The 18,056-nt window shown below is 56.8% G+C and carries 12 protein-coding genes; 11 read left to right on the top strand and 1 reads right to left on the bottom strand.

Annotated elements, in window-relative coordinates; genetic code table 11:
* A partial coding sequence (locus VJ956_RS11155) for a penicillin-binding protein 1A (protein WP_324084852.1) occupies positions 1 to 2,354 on the bottom strand: 2,354 nt, incomplete at its 3' end.
* A 212-nt stretch (positions 2,355 to 2,566) separates the two neighbouring features.
* Between VJ956_RS11155 and VJ956_RS11160 the strand changes: the two genes are divergently transcribed.
* From VJ956_RS11160 to hemE, 11 genes are all read left to right on the top strand, one after another.
* Positions 2,567 to 3,631: a pilus assembly protein PilM gene (locus VJ956_RS11160; protein WP_324084855.1), complete on the top strand. Its 1,065-nt coding sequence runs from the start codon at positions 2,567 to 2,569 to the stop codon at positions 3,629 to 3,631.
* Positions 3,631 to 4,194, top strand: coding sequence for a PilN domain-containing protein (locus VJ956_RS11165; RefSeq protein WP_324084857.1), 564 nt, complete (start codon positions 3,631 to 3,633; stop codon positions 4,192 to 4,194). The genes VJ956_RS11160 and VJ956_RS11165 overlap by 1 nt, the downstream gene beginning before the upstream one ends.
* On the top strand, positions 4,194 to 4,805 hold the full coding sequence (locus VJ956_RS11170; protein WP_324084859.1) for a type 4a pilus biogenesis protein PilO: 612 nt from the start codon (positions 4,194 to 4,196) through the stop codon (positions 4,803 to 4,805). Before VJ956_RS11165 ends, VJ956_RS11170 begins: the two co-directional genes overlap by 1 nt.
* Positions 4,806 to 4,807: 2 nt before the next feature.
* Positions 4,808 to 5,359: a pilus assembly protein PilP gene (locus VJ956_RS11175; RefSeq protein WP_324084861.1), complete on the top strand. Its 552-nt coding sequence runs from the start codon at positions 4,808 to 4,810 to the stop codon at positions 5,357 to 5,359.
* Positions 5,360 to 5,427: 68 nt separating this feature from the next.
* Entirely contained in the window at positions 5,428 to 7,509 is a 2,082-nt protein-coding gene (pilQ, locus tag VJ956_RS11180; protein WP_324084864.1) for a type IV pilus secretin PilQ, read from the top strand.
* Between the two features lie 124 nt (positions 7,510 to 7,633).
* Positions 7,634 to 8,200 carry a shikimate kinase AroK gene (gene aroK, locus VJ956_RS11185; RefSeq protein WP_324084866.1) on the top strand — a complete coding sequence of 189 codons (567 nt, stop codon included), beginning with the start codon at positions 7,634 to 7,636 and terminating at the stop codon, positions 8,198 to 8,200.
* Positions 8,193 to 9,284, top strand: a complete 1,092-nt coding sequence (aroB, locus tag VJ956_RS11190; protein ID WP_324084868.1) for a 3-dehydroquinate synthase — start codon at positions 8,193 to 8,195, stop codon at positions 9,282 to 9,284. The genes aroK and aroB overlap by 8 nt, the downstream gene beginning before the upstream one ends.
* A gap of 13 nt (positions 9,285 to 9,297) precedes the next feature.
* On the top strand, positions 9,298 to 10,734 hold the full coding sequence (locus VJ956_RS11195) for an AAA family ATPase (RefSeq protein ID WP_324084870.1): 1,437 nt from the start codon (positions 9,298 to 9,300) through the stop codon (positions 10,732 to 10,734).
* A 252-nt stretch (positions 10,735 to 10,986) separates the two neighbouring features.
* Positions 10,987 to 15,438 (top strand): glutamate synthase large subunit, encoded by a 4,452-nt coding sequence (gltB, locus tag VJ956_RS11200; RefSeq protein WP_324084872.1) that lies wholly within the window; start codon positions 10,987 to 10,989, stop codon positions 15,436 to 15,438.
* 80 nt (positions 15,439 to 15,518) lie between these two features.
* Positions 15,519 to 16,937 carry a glutamate synthase subunit beta gene (locus tag VJ956_RS11205; protein WP_324084874.1) on the top strand — a complete coding sequence of 473 codons (1,419 nt, stop codon included), beginning with the start codon at positions 15,519 to 15,521 and terminating at the stop codon, positions 16,935 to 16,937.
* Entirely contained in the window at positions 16,934 to 18,004 is a 1,071-nt protein-coding gene (gene hemE, locus VJ956_RS11210) for a uroporphyrinogen decarboxylase (RefSeq protein WP_324084876.1), read from the top strand. The genes VJ956_RS11205 and hemE overlap by 4 nt, the downstream gene beginning before the upstream one ends.
* The last annotated feature ends 52 nt before the right edge of the window (positions 18,005 to 18,056 follow it).

The raw sequence follows: 18,056 nt of genomic DNA on the forward strand, positions 1-18,056 counted from the left end.
CTTGCGCGCTTGCCCGTATCCGGATCAATACGGACGTTGACGATGCCGTTCGGGCGGGGCATCAATGACGAAGGTTGATCTTTCAGTGCCACTTCCATGTAATCAAGCCAGATCGGCAGTGCGGTACTGGCACCAAATTCGCCGCGGCCCAGTGGCGCGGGCTGGTCAAAGCCGACCCACACGGTTGTTGCGATATCGTGATTGAAACCGCCGAACCAGGTGTCGCGCTGTTCATTGGTGGTGCCGGTTTTGCCGCTGATGTCATCGCGGCCCAGCGCCAGCGCTCGGCGGCCAGTGCCCAGGCGAATAACGTCCCGCATCATGGAATGGAGGATGTAGACCGCGCGTTCATCTGCCAGTCGCGGTGCCAGCCTGGTCTGCGGCTCTTCGTTGTTTCCGGTATTTTCAGTGTTTCCGGTCGTCTGTTCCTGAGCGCAGTCGGTGTCACACAGAATCGTTTTCGGCGCGGTGTAAAGCTCCTCGCCATTAACGTCGGTAATCCGTTTGATGAAGTAGGGCTGAACGTCATAACCCCCGTTGGCGATTACCGCAAAGCCTCTTGCCAGGTCCATGGGTGTCAGCAGGCCACTCCCTAATGACAGGGAAAGATCCTTCTGCATGTTCTGGGTGGGAATACCCAACTGGTCAAGATAATCTATGGTTGACTGAATGCCCAGGTCGCGCAGAAGGCGAATGGATACCAGGTTGCGGGAGCGGTAAAGTGCTTCTCTCAGGCGGGTTGGGCCGTAAAACTGGCCGGAAGAGTTCTGCGGCCGCCAGGCGGTTTCCAGCTCGGAGTCATCGAACACAATGGGCGCGTCATTATAGATGGTGGCGGGGGTTTTGCCTTTTTCGAGCGCGCTCAGATAAAGAAACGGTTTGAACGTTGAGCCCGGCTGACGACGGGCCTGGGTGGCGCGGTTATATTTGGTCTGGCTGAAGCTGTAGCCGCCGGCCAGTGCTTCAACGGCTCCGGTTTTTGCTTTCAGCGAGATCAGCGCGCCCTGAGCCTTGGGAACCTGCGATAGCGCAAGTTCCAGCTTCGGCTCCGGGCCGGGAGTCTGGTCCTGAGCGGGTTCTGGCTGTGACCCGGGGTCCTGAGTCTCAATGGTCTTCACATAAACAATATCACCGACGCCGAGTACATCGGACGGTTGTTCCGGCTCCGGCCCCATAAGGTCTTCTGTCTTGTGGCGGCGAGCCCAGGTCATGGTCCCGAAAGGAATCACGGCCTGACCCAGAGTCCGCGCATAGACGTCCGCGACCATGTCCTCGTCCCGCACGGCTGTGACCACGGCAGGGATCAGGCTGGCTACCATGGGATAGCCGGCCATAAGTCCCGGCAGATTATCCGGTGCCAGAGCTTCGCCGGATACCTGGCCGATAGGGCCGCGGAAACCATGGCGCTGGTCATAGGCCTCAAGGCCTGCCCGGAGTGCTTCCGTAGCTTCCTGCTGTTTGCGACTGTTAACAGTCAAGGTGACGCTGTAACCGTCGGTGTAGGTGGCGTCGCCATACCGGCTGACCATTTCGTTGCGTGCCATTTCGGCCACATGGTCTGCGTCCACTTCGGTAGATGGAGCATTGTAGCTGGCTGTAATCGGTGCACTGGATGCCAGTTCGTAGGCGCTATCGGTGATGTAACCCAGGTCGCGCATGCGACTGAGGATCCAGTCCCGACGGATGCCTGCGCGCACGGGGTTGGCAATCGGGTTGTAGGCCGAGGGTGCTTTTGGCAATCCCGCCAGCATGGCCATCTGGGCAAGGGAAAGTTCGGCAACTGGTTTGTTGTAGTAAACCTGGGCCGCGGCCTCGATTCCGTAGGCCCGGTTACCCAGATAAATCTTGTTCAGATAAAGCTCCAGAATGCGATTTTTATCCAGTTCACGTTCGATCTGAAGAGCAAGAAGTATCTCGTTGAACTTGCGAATAAACGTCCTGTCGCGTGACAAAAAGTAATTTTTTGCAACCTGCATTGTGATGGTACTGCCGCCGGACTGAATCTCGCCAGTGGAGACCAGTTCAATTGCAGCCCGCATCAGGCCTCTTATGTCGACCCCGAAGTGCTCATAAAAACGGGCATCTTCCGCCGCCAGAAAGGCATGTAACTGAATTGTAGGGATCTGTTCTATTGTGACTGGTGCCCTTCTCTTTTCACCGAATTCTGCTATTAATCTGTCGTCTGCGCTGAAGACCCGCAACGGAGTCTGAAGTCTGATATCCAGAAGTTGCTCGACGGCGGGTAAGCCGGGCCGAAGGTAGAGATAGAATCCGGAAGCAATAAGAGTCGCTATACTGAGACCGACGACAAAGAACCAGGCAAAGAGGCGTGATGTGCGCAACAAATGAGACATTTTTTTCTGACAACTGTTGGATATAGGTCTATCATCTGAGAAATTGCTTTAGGAACGAAAAGACGCTTCCAGGCAGCAATTTCCACGATTAAAGAAGAAATGGCATTGTAGACGGAAAGATAAAGAAATTCTCTTAAATAAAAAATACATATGAAGCGGTTTTAACAAACCAATCATGACCCGGTGCGTCTAACCAGTTATAGGGTGAGCCAGTGTTCGGATTGTCAGGAAAAAAATCCAGTGCGGTCCTCGGTTTGGATATCAGTTCCAGCTCGGTAAAGCTCCTGGAGTTATCTAAGCAGGGTAACCGCTACAAGGTTGAAAGCTACGCGGTAGAGCCCTTGCCGGCCAATGCTGTTGTCGAGAAGAATATCACTGACGTCGAAGCGGTCGGAGAAGTCCTCAAACGGGTTGCGTCCAAGGCCCGCACCGGTGTCAAGCAGGTTGCAGTAGCCGTCTCCGGTTCAGCGGTAATCACCAAAGTGATCCAGATGGACCGCGGCCTTAACGAATTTGAAATGGAAGACCAGATTACCATGGAAGCGGACCAGTACATTCCTTATCCGCTGGATGAAGTGGCGATTGACTTTGAAGTGCAGGGCCCGTCCGACACCAACCCCGATCAGGTGGATGTATTGCTGGCTGCCTGCCGCAAGGAAAACGTCGACATCCGCGAAGATGCGTTGGAGATCGCCTCCCTCTCCTCCAAGGTGGTCGATGTCGAGGCTTACGCCCTTGAACGTGCCTATGCCCTGATCGAGCCACAACTGGATTCCCAGGGTGAGGAACTGGTGGTCGCCATTGTCGATATCGGTGCGACCATGACCACGCTGAGCGTTCTCTCCGAAGGCAGAACGGTGTACACCCGCGAACAGATTTTTGGCGGCAAACAGCTGACCGAAGAAATCCAGCGCCGCTATGGTCTGTCTCTGGAAGAAGCCGGTCTGGCGAAAAAGCAGGGCGGTCTTCCCGACGATTACGAGTCGGAAGTATTGAATCCATTCCGGGAAGCGGTAGTCCAGCAGGTTGCGCGGGCATTGCAGTTCTTCTTCGGTGCGAGCCAGTACAACGCGGTGGATTATGTTGTGCTCGCCGGTGGTGCGGCCTCCATTCTGGGGCTTACGGAAATGGTTGAGGAAAAGACAGGTACGCCGACACTGGTGGCGAACCCGTTTGCGGAAATGTCAATAGGGTCCCGTGTTAATGCCTCGTCCCTCAGTAACGATGCCCCATCGCTGATGATTGCGTGCGGTCTGGCAATGAGGAGCTTTGACTGATGGCAAAGATTAACCTCAGACCCTGGCGCGAAGAGCTAAGGGCCGAAAAGCAGAAACAGTTCGTCGTCATGATTCTCGGCGCCGCTATTATAGCGGGCGGTCTTGCCTTTCTCTGGAAAACCGATATGGATGGCCGGATCGCCTATCAGGAATCGCGCAATTCCTATATTCAGACCGCGACAAAACAGCTGGACCAGCAGATCAAGGAAATCGAGAGTCTCAAGCGCAAGCGCGACGAGCTGCTTGCGCGCATGACCGTTATCCAGGATCTGCAGGGTAAACGACCGGTCATTGTCCGGGTTTTCGACGAGCTGGTAAGGACGCTGCCGGATGGCCTTTACTACACCGAGCTTACCAAGCGTTCTGATCGGTTGAGTATCGTTGGCATGTCGGAATCGAATAGCAGAATTGCCTCGCTCATGCGTCGTTTCGAAGAGTCAGACTGGTTTACACAGCCCAACCTGTCGAATGTGGCGTCTGCCGAAAACCGCAGGGCAGGCTACAGTCAGTTCAATCTGACCGTTGAACAGAAAACGCCAGAGCCCGAAAAGGAGGATGAATAATGAGCCTCGCGGACTCGATGAAAAAGCTCAACGAATTTGATATCAACGATCTCGACATCAACAATGCCGGGATCTGGCCGGGCCCGGTCAAGGCGGTCGTCGCGCTGCTTGTTTTCGGCCTGATTCTCGGTGGTGGCTACTGGTTCTTCATCAAGGATCAGTACGCCCAGCTGGAAAGAGTGGAGCGAGAGGAACAACAGCTTCGCGAGCGGTATGAAAGCAAGGCCTATCAGGCCGCTAACCTGGAAGTTTTCAAGGCTCAGATGGTGGAAATGGAAGATACTTTCGGTGCACTGGTGCGTCAGCTGCCGAGCGAGACAGAAGTGCCCGGACTGCTTGAAGATATCACCAACACGGCCCGTGGCAGCGGGCTGGATCTCAGGGAAATCAAGCTTCAGGCTGAGCGTCAGCGGGATTTCTATTCCGAGCTTCCCATTAATATCCGTGTGACCGGCTCCTACCATGAGCTGGCAAGCTTCGTCAGCAGTGTGGCCGGGTTGCCGCGGATTGTGACGCTGCATGATTTGACCATTGCTCCGCTTGGCGGTGATGGCGAACGCCTGGATATGCAGGTTCTCGCGCGTACTTATCGATACCGGGCAGGGGAGTGAGCATGGGTCTGAAGCATGCAGTGAAAGCCTGTTCTGGAATTGGTCTGGTGGTGTTGCTGACGGCGTGTTCCCAGGACAGCGGATTTTCCGATCTCGACCAGTTCATGACGGAAACCCGGGCAAAGCCGAGGGGATTTGTTGAACCTCTGCCGGAATTCAAATCCTACGAGGCCTTTACCTATTCGGCAGCCGACCGCCGGTCGCCTTTTGAGCCACCGGTTGACGTCCAGTTGACAATGATGGACGAAGAACCGACCAGTAACGTGGAGCCGGATCTGGATCGTCCAAAAGAAGTGCTTGAGAATTTCGGACTGAAAGAACTCACCATGGTTGGCACCCTCAGTGGGGAATCAGACAATCTGTTTGCGTTGATCAGAGATAACGCTGGCGGTATTCATCGGGTCAGAACCGGCAATTATATGGGTCAGAATTACGGTCGTATTATTGGTGTCAATGAAACCCGGATAGAGTTGATCGAGATCGTTCCGAATGGTCGTGGCGGATGGGTAGAGCGTCCGCGTTCGCTGACGCTGGACGGTGGCGCAGAAGGCTGAGGGGCGACATATCAATGAATACTCAAAGAAACATGCATGAACAAAAAAGCTTAGGGTCGAGGCTAGCGATGTTTAGAAAACTCAATGTATACGTCAGCGTTATTGCTCTTGGGTTGTTGTCGGGCCTGGCCAAGGCGGTCACGTTGGAAGACGTGTCGTTTTCGTCGCTGTCCGGCGACAGGGTAGAAGTGGTCCTGTCTTTCGATGGCATGCCACCTGAGCCAACGGGATACACCATAGAGCGCCCTGCCCGTATTGCGGTGGATCTGCGGGATACCACCAGCGGGCTCAGTTCGAGAAATATTTCCCTGGGTTCCGGCAACGCCCAGAGCATGACCGTTGTCGAGACCAATGACCGTACCCGTCTGATCTTCAATCTGGCTGAACTGGTGCCTTACCAGACGGTTCGTAACCAGAACAGCCTGGTGATGACGATTGGCGCAGGTGGTTCGCCGTCGGTCGCCTCTTCGCCGTCTGCAACTGCCACCAGCGCCGCAGACAATAGCACCAGCTCTTCCGCTGCATCAGACCAGCTGGCCGGTGTTGATTTTCGCCGCGGCAAAGACGGCGAGGGTCGGATCATCGTTGATCTTGGTCGGGCGAATGCGCCGGTGGACCTGTCGGAACTGGGCGGCAAGATCCGGCTGACAATGGACAGCCTGACTGTGCCTGAAAACCTGCGTCGCCGGCTGGACGTCACCGATTTCGCAACGCCGGTAACCCGCATTGATACGTTTACAGAGGATGGCAGCGCCATTGTCGAGATCCGGCCGGAGGGTAACTATGACTACATTGCCTACCAGTCAGGAAGTGAATTTACCGTCAGCGTTGAGAGGCTGACGGAGCAGGAGGCGGAGTCACGTCGCGAGGACAAGTTCCCTTACACCGGCGACAAACTTTCCCTGAACTTCCAGGATATTGAGGTGCGTTCGGTACTGCAGCTGATTGCCGACTTTACCGGATTGAATCTGGTTGCCAGCGATACTGTCACCGGCAGCATTACCCTGCGCCTGCAGAATGTTCCCTGGGACCAGGCGCTTGATCTGATCCTCAAAACCAAGGGCCTGGACAAGCGCCAGATCGGCAATGTGTTGCTTGTTGCTCCGGCTGATGAAATCGCGGCGCGGGAAAGACTCGAGATTGAGACCAACAAGCAGATCGCCGAACTGGCGCCGGTTCGCCTGGACATCATTCAGGTGAACTATGCCAAAGCGGCCGATGTGGTTGCGCTGATTCAGGCGGATTCAGAGCTCATTTCCTCCAGGGGCTTCGTGTCCTCTGATGCGCGCACCAATACCATCAGTGTTCGGGAGACTTCGGAAAAACTGACCGAGATCCGTCGCCTGGTTACAACCTGGGACGTACCGGTGCGGCAGGTCTCGATTGAAGCCAGGATTGTCCGGGCCCAGACCAATGTGGCTGAAGATATTGGTGTTCGCTGGGGCGGCGCCGCGTACGATATCAACGGAGACGGCAGTGTCATTTCCGTCGGTGGCTCCCTTGACGGGGTTCAGGATGGTCGTGATTCCTCTGCGCCGGGTGTCGGGTTCGAGACCACATTTCCCGGAGCACTGGCGGTCGATCTTGGTGTAAGCGCCCAGGGTGCATCGTCCTTTGCGCTCGGTTGGGGCAGTGATGATTTTCTGGTCGATCTTGAGTTGTCCGCGCTGGAAAGCGATGGTCAGGCAGAGGTTGTCTCCCAGCCCAGAGTTGTGACGGCTGATCGCCAGACTGCGTCGATCAAGTCCGGTGAGGAAATTCCCTACCAGGAAGCATCGTCAAGCGGTGCAACCTCGGTCTCATTCAAGGAAGCTGCGCTTTCTCTTGAGGTGACGCCGCAGATTACCCCGGACGACAAAATCATCATGGATCTGGTTATCAACCAGGATTCCCGTGGCGAAGTGACTGCCGGTATTCCGTCCATCAATACCAATTCGGTCACTACCCAGGTACTGGTTGGTAATGGCGAGACGGTTGTGCTGGGTGGCATTTTCCAGTCTGAAGTGGCAACCACAACGACCAAAACGCCTTTCCTTGGCGATATTCCGTATATCGGGCGTTTGTTCAGGCGCACAGAGCATATTGACGAGCGCAGCGAGTTGTTGATCTTTATCACTCCGAAGATAGTCAAGAGCGACCTGATCCAGTAGCCGGTCGCCAGAACAAAAAAACCGCCGTCTTTACGGCGGTTTTTTTGTCACTTATTTGCAGAAACTTATGGAAAGACCTGCCCTGTGATATTCTCACCCGGCTGAATACACCTAGGCGGAATTTATGTCTTTGCCCAAACGAGTTGTCCTGGTCGGTCCGATGGGGGCTGGCAAAAGCACCATTGGCCGGATGCTGGCCAGGGAGCTGGGCTATCGTTTCATGGATTCGGACAGAATCATTGAAGAGCGATGTGGTGCAGACATTCCCTGGATTTTTGATGTGGAAGGCGAGGAAGGTTTCCGACACCGTGAGACGGCCATCCTGAGCGAGCTTTCCGGCCAGTCACAGACTGTTCTGGCCACGGGCGGCGGTGCCGTGATGCGGGAGGAAAATCACGCGCACCTCAAGCGGGACGCCCTGGTTGTTTACCTCAAAACATCCGTTGAGCAGCAGGTGGAACGAACCCGCAAAGACAGGAATCGCCCGCTTCTCCAGAGCGATGATCCCGAAGCCGTGCTTCGGCGGCTGTTTGCGTTAAGAGATCCGCTTTATACCAGACTGGCCGATATTGTGATGTTCACCGACCGAAAGAGCCCGCGCCTGGTGGTCCGCCAACTGGTCAACCGCATGGACCCAAAATCTCCCAGGCAAGTAAGAAAGGTTGGTAAAGAGGGCAGTAAACATGCGTGACACGGTTAAAGAGCTGAATGTTGATCTGGGTGACCGCAGCTACCCGATTGTCATTGGCCGGCAGTTATTGGCAAACTCGGATCTGTCTGCCTGGGTCGCGGGCTCGCAGGTCATGATTGTGACCAACGAAACGGTTGCGCCGCTCTACCTGGAGTCCGCACGTGCCTGCTTTCCCGGAAAACAGGTGGATACCGTGGTTCTGCCAGACGGAGAGCAATACAAGCACTGGCAGACCCTGAACCTGATCTTCGATGCTCTTCTGCAGCAGCGCCACTCTCGTCAGACCACACTGGTAGCTCTGGGTGGCGGTGTCGTCGGAGACACGGCGGGTTTTGCGGCCGCTTGCTACCAGCGTGGCGTTGCCTTTATCCAGATCCCGACCACCCTGTTGTCACAGGTGGATTCCTCCGTTGGTGGCAAAACCGGAATCAATCATCCTCTGGGCAAGAATATGATTGGTGCTTTCCATCAGCCACAAATGGTGCTGATTGACACGGAGAGCCTGAAATCGCTGCCCGCGCGTGAGGTTTCTGCGGGGCTTGCCGAGGTTATAAAGTATGGTCTGATCCGCGCACCAGAGTTCCTGGCCTGGCTGGAAGCCAATATTCCGGCTTTGCTCGATCTTGATCAGGCCGCACTGGCGGAAGCTATCTATCGCTCCTGCGCCTGCAAGGCCGAAGTGGTTGCGCTGGATGAACGGGAAGGTGGACTGAGGGCGATTCTCAACCTCGGGCATACCTTTGGTCATGCTATTGAGACCTTCGCAGGTTACGGCAAGGTTCTGCACGGGGAAGCTGTAGGCACCGGAATGATGATGGCGGCCGACCTCTCGGCGCGTCAGGGCTGGATCACAACGGCTGACCGGGACCGGGCCATACGGCTGATTGCCAGCGCACGATTACCCGGCCGGGCACCCGCCGGGATGACTCCTGAGGATTTTCTCAGGCTGATGGCCGTCGATAAAAAAAATGTCGATGGCAGCCTGAGGCTTGTGGTACTGCGGTCGCTGGGTGAAGCGGTGGTTACCGGCGAAGCTGACCTCCGGTGTCTCGGCGAGACTCTGACTGCCTACTGTTCCGGTTGAGGGGGCAGATACGTTGAGTTCTTTTACAACTGCGGCCGATAACGACCTGAACGGCCTTGATGGTGAAGATCTGGTTGCTGAGCTTGAAGCCCGGTACGGGCTCAAGGCAGATCCACTGGCGATGGAGGAGCCGTTTTTTCCCGGGGCATCCAGGCACCATGCCCTGGAAACCCTCAGGCATCTCTGTGGCTTCGGTGATCTCGCGCTCGTGGTGACCGGCGAAGACGGCGCCGGGAAAACCCGATTGCTCGCAGAGCTTGTCCGCAGCGAGTCCCCCGGGCTGGATTTCAAGCAGATTCCACCGGATTCGCTGAGCAGTACCCGGGCCCTGGCCAGTCTTTTAACAGCAATGGCCAGTCGGGGCCTGGAATCCACGGATGACCCGGAGGATACGGTCTACGGTTTTTTCCGGTGGTCTGAAGCGCGCACCGGAAAAGGTCGCCGGATGGTCCTGCTGATCGACGATGCAGAGCGTATCCCTGCGGATGTAGTGCAGTTGCTGGTCAGTGCCTATCAGGCCGCCGACAGGGCGTCTGCGGCCGCCCTTGTTTTCAGCGGCAGTAGTGAACTGGCGGATTTGCCGGGTCTGGCTGGCAGCAACGACGCTGTCTTCCGGATCCATCTGCAGCCCTTGTCCGAAACTGAAATTTTTTCCTATCTCGAACCACGGATCCATAGCGCCGGAGGTGATGTGAAAGCGCTTCTGTCTGCGCCCAGGCTGGCGACACTGCACCGCTTGAGCCAGGGCAACTTTGCCAGGCTGAAGCAGGTCGCCCCTGCAGTCTGGCTGGACAGAGCGTCGGTCCGGGGACCCCGGCCTCCCCGTTTCAGCTGGGTGTTGAGCGCGCGCTGGCCAGCGTTGGCGCTGGTCGTGCTGGCCGGGTCCTGGTGGCTGGTTTCCCGTCAGTATGATGCGTCGGTAGACCGCGCAGAAAATCGCGAGGAGGTGCGCACAAAGCCTGAGCCGGTGCGCAAGAGTGTTACCATCGGCCCCGACAGTCCGGTGGTCGGCGTCGGCGAAGAGTTGGGGGCGTATGTGCCAGAGCCGGAGTTACCGGCGGAACCAGAGTTTGGCCCAGAGCCTGAACCCGTAAAGCCTTCTCCAGAGCCAGAGCCAGAGCCAGAGCCAGAACCAGAACCAGAACCAGAACCCACTTTTGCCCCGATGAAACCGGAGGCCTTCATGCCTCTGGACGAAATTGTGGCCCAAACTGGCTGGACAATACAGGTAATTGCCGGTAATCAGGAGCAGACGGTTATCAATGTGATTGAGCAGTACGAATCTTCAATCAGTATCCGGTATACTGTAACGAAGCGTCAGGGCAAGGACTGGTACGTCGGATTTTTCGGAAATTTCGCCACCAAAGCGGCAGCCAGGGACGCGATCAGTGAATTACCGCGTGGTCTGGAGCGTCAGTCGCCCTGGGTAAAAAATCTTAGCGGATTCTGATGACCGTCTTGCTCCAGAATAAAAAACTGCATTAAAAACAAGAATGTCTACTCTGTGAGTGTGCAGGGTGCAACTCTTGGTCGCGCTCGTATTTGATCGCCAGTCGTCCTAGTATTGAAAGGCATTGGTTTGAGTACGTATTTGTACGCGTGTAAACTCATTTGCCCCGATTTTCAGTGTCAAAAGTTCCGAGATTGGCTATTTCCAACTTAACTTTTTGATTGAAAGGCATTTCTACGTGAGAGAACGGTTATGACGACAGGCTTGTATCACCCGGGTGAATTCAGGGACAACTGTGGCTTTGGCCTGATCGCCCATATCAAAGGCGAAGTCAGCCACAAGCTGTTACAAACTGCCATAGAGTCTCTTACCTGCATGACCCACCGTGGTGGCATCGCTGCCGACGGGAAGACCGGCGATGGTTGTGGTCTGCTGATTCAGAGCCCGGATACATTTCTGCGCAAGGCCGCCAAGGCATGCTTTGGCAGAGCGCCGGATGGCCTGTTTGCGGTTGGTCAGGTGTTTCTGAGCCCTGACGAGTCCAGAGCAGAAGCGGGTCGTGCCGCGGTGGAAAAACGGCTGACAGAGCAGGGCGCCGAAATCATGGGCTGGCGCAAGGTTCCGACGGACCAAAGCTGTCTGGGGCCCATGGCGCTCGATTGTCTGCCCTGGATTGAACAGGTTTTTGTGGTGCCGTCAGAACAGACCGAGCAGGAGTTTGCGATCAGTCTGTTCGTCGGACGTCGCCATGCCGAGAACGACATGGTGGACGATCCTGAATTTTATATCTGCAGCCTCTCGCACCGCACCCTGGCCTATAAAGGGCTGATGATGCCGGCAGATCTGGCCAATTTCTACAAGGATCTTGGCGACCCTGACCTGCAGACGGCCATCTGTGTCTTTCACCAGCGCTTCTCTACCAACACCGCGCCCCGGTGGCCGCTGGCCCAGCCGTTCCGTTATCTGGCGCATAATGGCGAGATCAATACCATTGACGGCAACCGCAACTGGGCCATTGCCCGTGCGGCCAAGTTCAGTTCGCCATCGTTGCCGGACCTGCAGACTCTGCAGCCGCTGGTAAACCTGTCGGGGTCGGATTCCTCCAGTATGGATAACATGCTTGAGGTTCTGCTTGCCGGGGGAGTTGATCTGTTTCGTGCAGTCAGAATGATGATTCCGCCTGCCTGGCAGAACGTGGACACAATGGATTCCCAGTTACGTGCCTTCTATGAATATAACTCCATGCACATGGAGCCCTGGGATGGCCCGGCCGGCGTGGTACTGTCAGACGGCCGTTACGCAGTCTGTATGCTGGACCGGAATGGCCTGCGACCGGCGCGCTGGGTTATTACCAAAGACGACTTCATTACCCTGGCCTCGGAAATCGGCACCTACGGCTACAAGCCTGAGGATGTGGTTGCCAAAGGCCGGGTTGGTCCCGGGCAGATACTGGCGATTGATACCCAGTCCGGGGAACTGCTGCATACCAAAGACATCGACCAGCGTCTGAAGGGTGCCCAGCCATACAAACAGTGGCTGCGGGAGAATGCGCTGCGGGTTGAGGCGACCCTGAACCGGGAAACACCACCTGAGTTCAGGCTGATGAAATCGGAAGACCTCAAGATTCACCAGAAGATGTTCATGGTGTCTTATGAGGAAAGGGATCAGATCCTGCGGCCGCTGGCTGAAAACGGCCAGGAAGCCGTCGGTTCCATGGGTGATGATACGCCCATGGCTGTGCTTTCAAGCCGTGTGCGCCATATTGCAGACTATTTCCGCCAGAGGTTCGCCCAGGTAACCAACCCTGCCATCGATCCATTGCGCGAATCCATCGTCATGTCTCTGGAGACCTGCATCGGGGCCGAGCGCAATGTCTTCGAGGAGTCTCCCGAACATGCTGACCGGATCATCCTGACCACGCCAGTGCTGTCGCCTGCGAAGTTCCTGCGGATCGCGAATAACGATCGGCCCGGTTTTGAGGTTGCCCGGGTTCCACTGGGTTACAGCCCGGAAGTGGGGCTGGAAAAGGCGATCGAGCAGGTCTGTCAGAAAGCCGAACAGATGGTTCGTGATGGCAAAGTCATTGTGATTCTCACGGACAAGGATCTCAACGAGGGGGAACTCCCGGTCAATGCCATGATGGCGACTGGCGCGGTACATCATCATCTGGGCAGGAAAGGGCTGCGCTGTGATTCCAATATCGTGGTGGAAACCGGCTGGGCCCGCGACCCTCATCACTTTGCTGTGCTCTTCGGTTTCGGTGCGACCGCCGTGTATCCCTATCTGGCCTTCCAGTTGCTGAACGATCTGATTCGCACCGGTGAAGTCATGATCGACCCGATCGACGCCAAGAATAACTACCGTAAGGGCATCAACAAGGGTCTGCTGAAGATTCTGTCCAAGATGGGCATCTCCACCATCACTTCCTACCGTGGAGCCCAGTTGTTCGAAGCGATCGGTCTGGCCGATGAAGTGGTCGATCTTTGCTTTACCGGTGTCCCCAGCCGTATTCAGGGTGCCGGATTCTACGACTTCCAGCAGGATCAGGAACAGCTGGCGAAGACCGCCTGGAAGGCCCGCAAGCCGATTACCCAGGGCGGTCTGCTGAAATATGTTCATGGCCAGGAATACCATGCCTTCAATCCGGATGTGATTGGCAAACTCAAGCAAGCGGTAACCAGCGGCGATTACGGCCAGTACATGGAATACGCAGGACTGGTGAATGAGCGTCCGGTTGCCACCCTTCGCGACCTGCTGGTGTTCCGCAAGGACATCAAGCCGATTGATCTGTCAGCAGTGGAGCCCGTGGAGAGCATCCTGCCACGCTTCGACTCGGCCGGTATGTCGCTGGGGGCCCTGTCACCAGAGGCCCACGAGGCGCTGGCGGTGGCGATGAATACCCTGGGCGGGCGATCCAATTCCGGCGAGGGCGGGGAAGACCCGGTCCGCTACGGCACCAATAAACGCTCCAAGATCAAGCAGATTGCTTCGGGTCGCTTTGGCGTGACCGCGGAGTACCTGCGCAGTGCCGATGTCCTGCAGATCAAGGTCGCCCAGGGTGCCAAGCCGGGCGAGGGCGGTCAGTTGCCCGGTGGCAAAGTCAACGAGCTGATTGCACGCTTGCGGTATTCGGTACCGGGCGTCACGCTGATTTCGCCGCCACCACACCATGATATCTATTCGATCGAGGATCTGGCACAGCTGATTTTTGACCTCAAACAGGTCAATCCGAACGCACTGGTGTCGGTCAAGCTGGTGTCCGAACCGGGGGTTGGTACCATTGCGGCGGGCGTTGCCAAAGCCTATGCCGACCTGATTACCGTATCCGGCTACGATGGTGGTACGGCGGCCAGCCCGCTGACCTCGATTCGCTATGCCGGCTCGCCCTGGGAGCTTGGTCTGTGTGAGACCCAGCAGGCACTGCGAGCCAACGATCTGCGCGGCAAGATCCGTCTGCAGACAGACGGTGGCATCAAGACAGGTCTGGATGTTGTGAAAGGCGCCATTATGGGTGCAGAAAGCTTCGGGTTCGGTACCACGCCCATGGTGGCGCTGGGCTGTATCTACCTGCGAGTCTGCCACCTGAATAATTGCGCCACCGGTGTTGCCACACAGAACGAGCATCTGCGCGAGGAGCACTTCAAGGGGACGGTGGAAATGGCCATGAACCTCTTCCGCTTTGTCGCGCAGGAAACCCGTGGCTGGCTGGCTCAGCTCGGTGTCCGGAGCCTTGAGGAGCTGGTAGGTCGTGTCGATCTGCTGGAGCGTCTGCCGGGCAATACGCCCCGGCAGAAGAAGCTGGATCTGTCGCGCCTGCTGTCCAATGACGATATCCCGGAAGACAAGCCGCATACCTGTCAGGTGGAGCGGAATCATCCGTTTGACCCGGGTACGCTGGCTGAAAAGATGGTCCAGGACATCGCGGAAACAATTGCGGCCAAGAAAGGCGGCGAGTTCAGCTATCGGGTCACCAACTGTGACCGCTCCATTGGTGCCCGGCTGTCGGGAGAAATTGCCGATCAGCATGGTAACCAGGGCATGGTGTCGGCACCGATCACGCTCAACCTGACTGGCACAGCAGGCCAGAGCTTCGGGGTCTGGAATGTTGGTGGCCTTAACCTGATCCTGGAAGGCGATGCCAACGACTATGTCGGTAAAGGCATGACCGGCGGCAAGCTGGTTTTGCGGCCACCGGCCGGCAGCAGCTTCGAATCCCAGGAAACGTCAATTGTCGGCAATACCTGCCTGTATGGCGCCACCGGGGGCAAGCTCTTCGCCGCTGGCAGGGCGGGTGAGCGCTTCGGCGTGAGAAACTCGGGCGCCCACGCCGTTGTCGAGGGGGCAGGCGATCACTGCTGCGAATATATGACCGGCGGGCTTATTACCGTGCTGGGCAGCACCGGACATAACTTCGGTGCAGGCATGACCGGCGGCTTCGCCTATGTATTGGACGTGAACAACACGTTTGTGGACAAATATAACCACGAACTTGTCGAGATTCAGCGGATCTCAAGCGAGGACATGGAGTCCTACCGCAACTATCTTCGCGGTGTTATCCGTGAACATGTTGCTGAAACTTCCAGCGCATGGGCAGAGCATATTCTGGAGGATTTCGACGACTACATCGGCCGCTTCTGGCTGGTGAAGCCCAAGGCCGCCAACCTGCGCAGCCTGTTGGCCACTACCCGGGCCCGTCCGGAGTAACTGCCGGGACTATCAGGGCAAGAGCGCTGCATAATCCGCAGCGCGAGCGTCGAAATCAAGTTTGAATGAGAGCGTCTTACATGAAAGAACGACTGAACAACGACTTCCAGTTTGTCGAGGTCGGGCGTGTTGACCCGAAGAAAGTACCGGCAAGAAAACGCAAGAAAGAGTTTGGTGAAATCTATCATCAGTATACTCAGGACGATGCCTCGTCCCAGGCCCATCGCTGCCTGGAATGCGGCAATCCTTATTGTGAGTGGAAGTGCCCGGTGCACAACTATATTCCGAACTGGCTCAAGCTGGTGTCGGAAGGCAACATCATGAAAGCCGTGGAGCTGTGTCACCATACCAACTCGCTGCCGGAAGTCTGCGGCCGGGTCTGTCCCCAGGATCGCCTGTGCGAAGGTGCCTGTACGCTGAATGATGGCTATGGAGCTGTGACCATTGGTTCCGTCGAGAAATACATCACCGATACCGCCTTCGCACTGGGCTGGAAACCGGACATGTCGGCGGTCGAGTGGACTGACAAGAAAGTCGCCGTCATCGGCGCGGGCCCCGCCGGTCTTGGCTGTGCCGACGTGCTTGTGCGTAACGGCGTCAAGGCTGTGGTGTTTGATATCTATCCGGAGATCGGCGGTCTGCTGACTTTTGGTATTCCCGAATTCAAGCTTGAAAAATCGGTGATGACGCGCCGGCGCAAGGTTTTCGAGGAAATGGGCATGGAATTCCGGCTGTCCACGGAAGTGGGCAAGGACGTGTCGATGGCCGATATTCTGCAAGACTATGACGCTGTGTTCATGGGCATGGGCACTTACACCTATATGAAGGGCGGCTTCCCGGGTGAAGATCTGGACGGTGTCCATGATGCACTTCCGTTTCTGGTCTCCAACGTCAATCGTCGCCTGGGTTTTGAAAAAGCGGCTGAAGACTTCATCGATATGAAAGGCAAACGCGTTGTGGTTCTCGGCGGTGGTGATACCGCAATGGACTGCAACCGCACCTCGATTCGCCAGCAGGCAGCCAGTGTGACCTGCGCTTATCGTCGTGATGAAGGCAATATGCCGGGTTCGCGCCGTGAAGTGTCGAATGCAAAAGAAGAGGGCGTAAAGTTCATGTTCAACCGCCAGCCAATTGCTGTTATCGGCGAGGACAAGGTAGAAGGCGTCAAGGTGGTGCGAACCCAGTTGGGCGAGCCCGATGAGAATGGCAGGCAGCGTCCCGAAGTGGTGCCGGGCAGTGAAGAAGTGGTACCTGCCGATGCTGTGCTGGTGGCGTTCGGGTTCCGCCCCAACCCGGCGGACTGGTTCGAGGAACAGCAAATAGCCACTGATGAATCCGGTCGTGTCAGTGCGCTGGAGGAAGTTGAATTTCCGTTTCAGACCAGCAATCCAAAAATTTTCGCCGGGGGCGATATGGTTCGGGGCTCTGACCTCGTAGTGACAGCAATCTGGGAAGGCCGTCAGGCCGCCGAGGGCATTATGGATTACCTTGACTTATGACTGAACTGAAAAATGATCGTCTTCTCCGCGCCCTGATGCGCCAACCTGTGGACCGCACCCCGGTGTGGATGATGCGCCAGGCCGGCCGGTATCTGCCGGAATACCGCGCCACCCGGGAAAAGGCAGGTGATTTTCTGAGCCTGTGCAAGAACACGCCCCTGGCCTGTGAGGTCACTTTGCAGCCTCTGGAGCGCTATCCGCTGGATGCAGCCATCCTGTTTTCAGACATACTGACTATTCCGGATGCCCTGGGCCTGGGGCTGTATTTTGAGACCGGCGAAGGGCCGAAATTCCGCAACACCATCCGGTCGGCGGCTGATGTCAGTGCCCTGCCAACGCTGAAGGCGGAAGCCGATCTTGATTACGTGATGAGTGCGGTATCGACCATCCGGAGTGCACTCGGTGGCTCTGTGCCGTTGATCGGATTTTCCGGAAGCCCCTGGACCCTGGCCACCTACATGATTGAAGGCGGCTCGTCGAAAGATTTCCGCGAGGCCAAAAAACTGATGTACGGCGATCCTGATTCGATGCATCGCCTGCTGGAGCATCTGGCCAGTGCAGTGACGGATTATCTCAACAGCCAGATCCGCGCCGGTGCCCAGGCCGTTCAGATCTTCGATACCTGGGGTGGGGTATTGACTGGCTGGGCCTACGACGAGTTCTCGCTTCGTTACATGAGGAAGATTGTGGACGGGCTGATCCGCGAGAACGAGGGCCGCCGGGTGCCCGTCATACTGTTCACCAAAAACGGTGGCCAGTGGCTGGAGTCCATTGCGGATTCGGGGGCCGATGCCGTTGGCCTGGACTGGACCACCGACATCGGCGAAGCCCGCAGGCGCGTCGGCGACAGAGTCGCCCTTCAGGGCAATATGGATCCGGCGATGCTGTTTGCCCCGCCGGAGCGGATTCGCGAGGAAGTGGCGGACATCCTGGCAAGGTATGGCAACGGGCCCGGACACATCTTCAATCTGGGCCACGGCATCACGCCGGATGTTGACCCTGAACATGCCGGGGCGTTTATCCGGGCGGTGACGGAGCTGAGCCCGGCTTACCACCGCGAGGGCTGACGGCTGGCTCCGGCTAGAAAGTTTGACCTGCGGGGTCTATAGTCCCTGAAGA

Source organism: Marinobacter sp., assembly GCF_035268745.1.
Taxonomy (GTDB): Bacteria; Pseudomonadota; Gammaproteobacteria; order Pseudomonadales; family Oleiphilaceae; genus Marinobacter.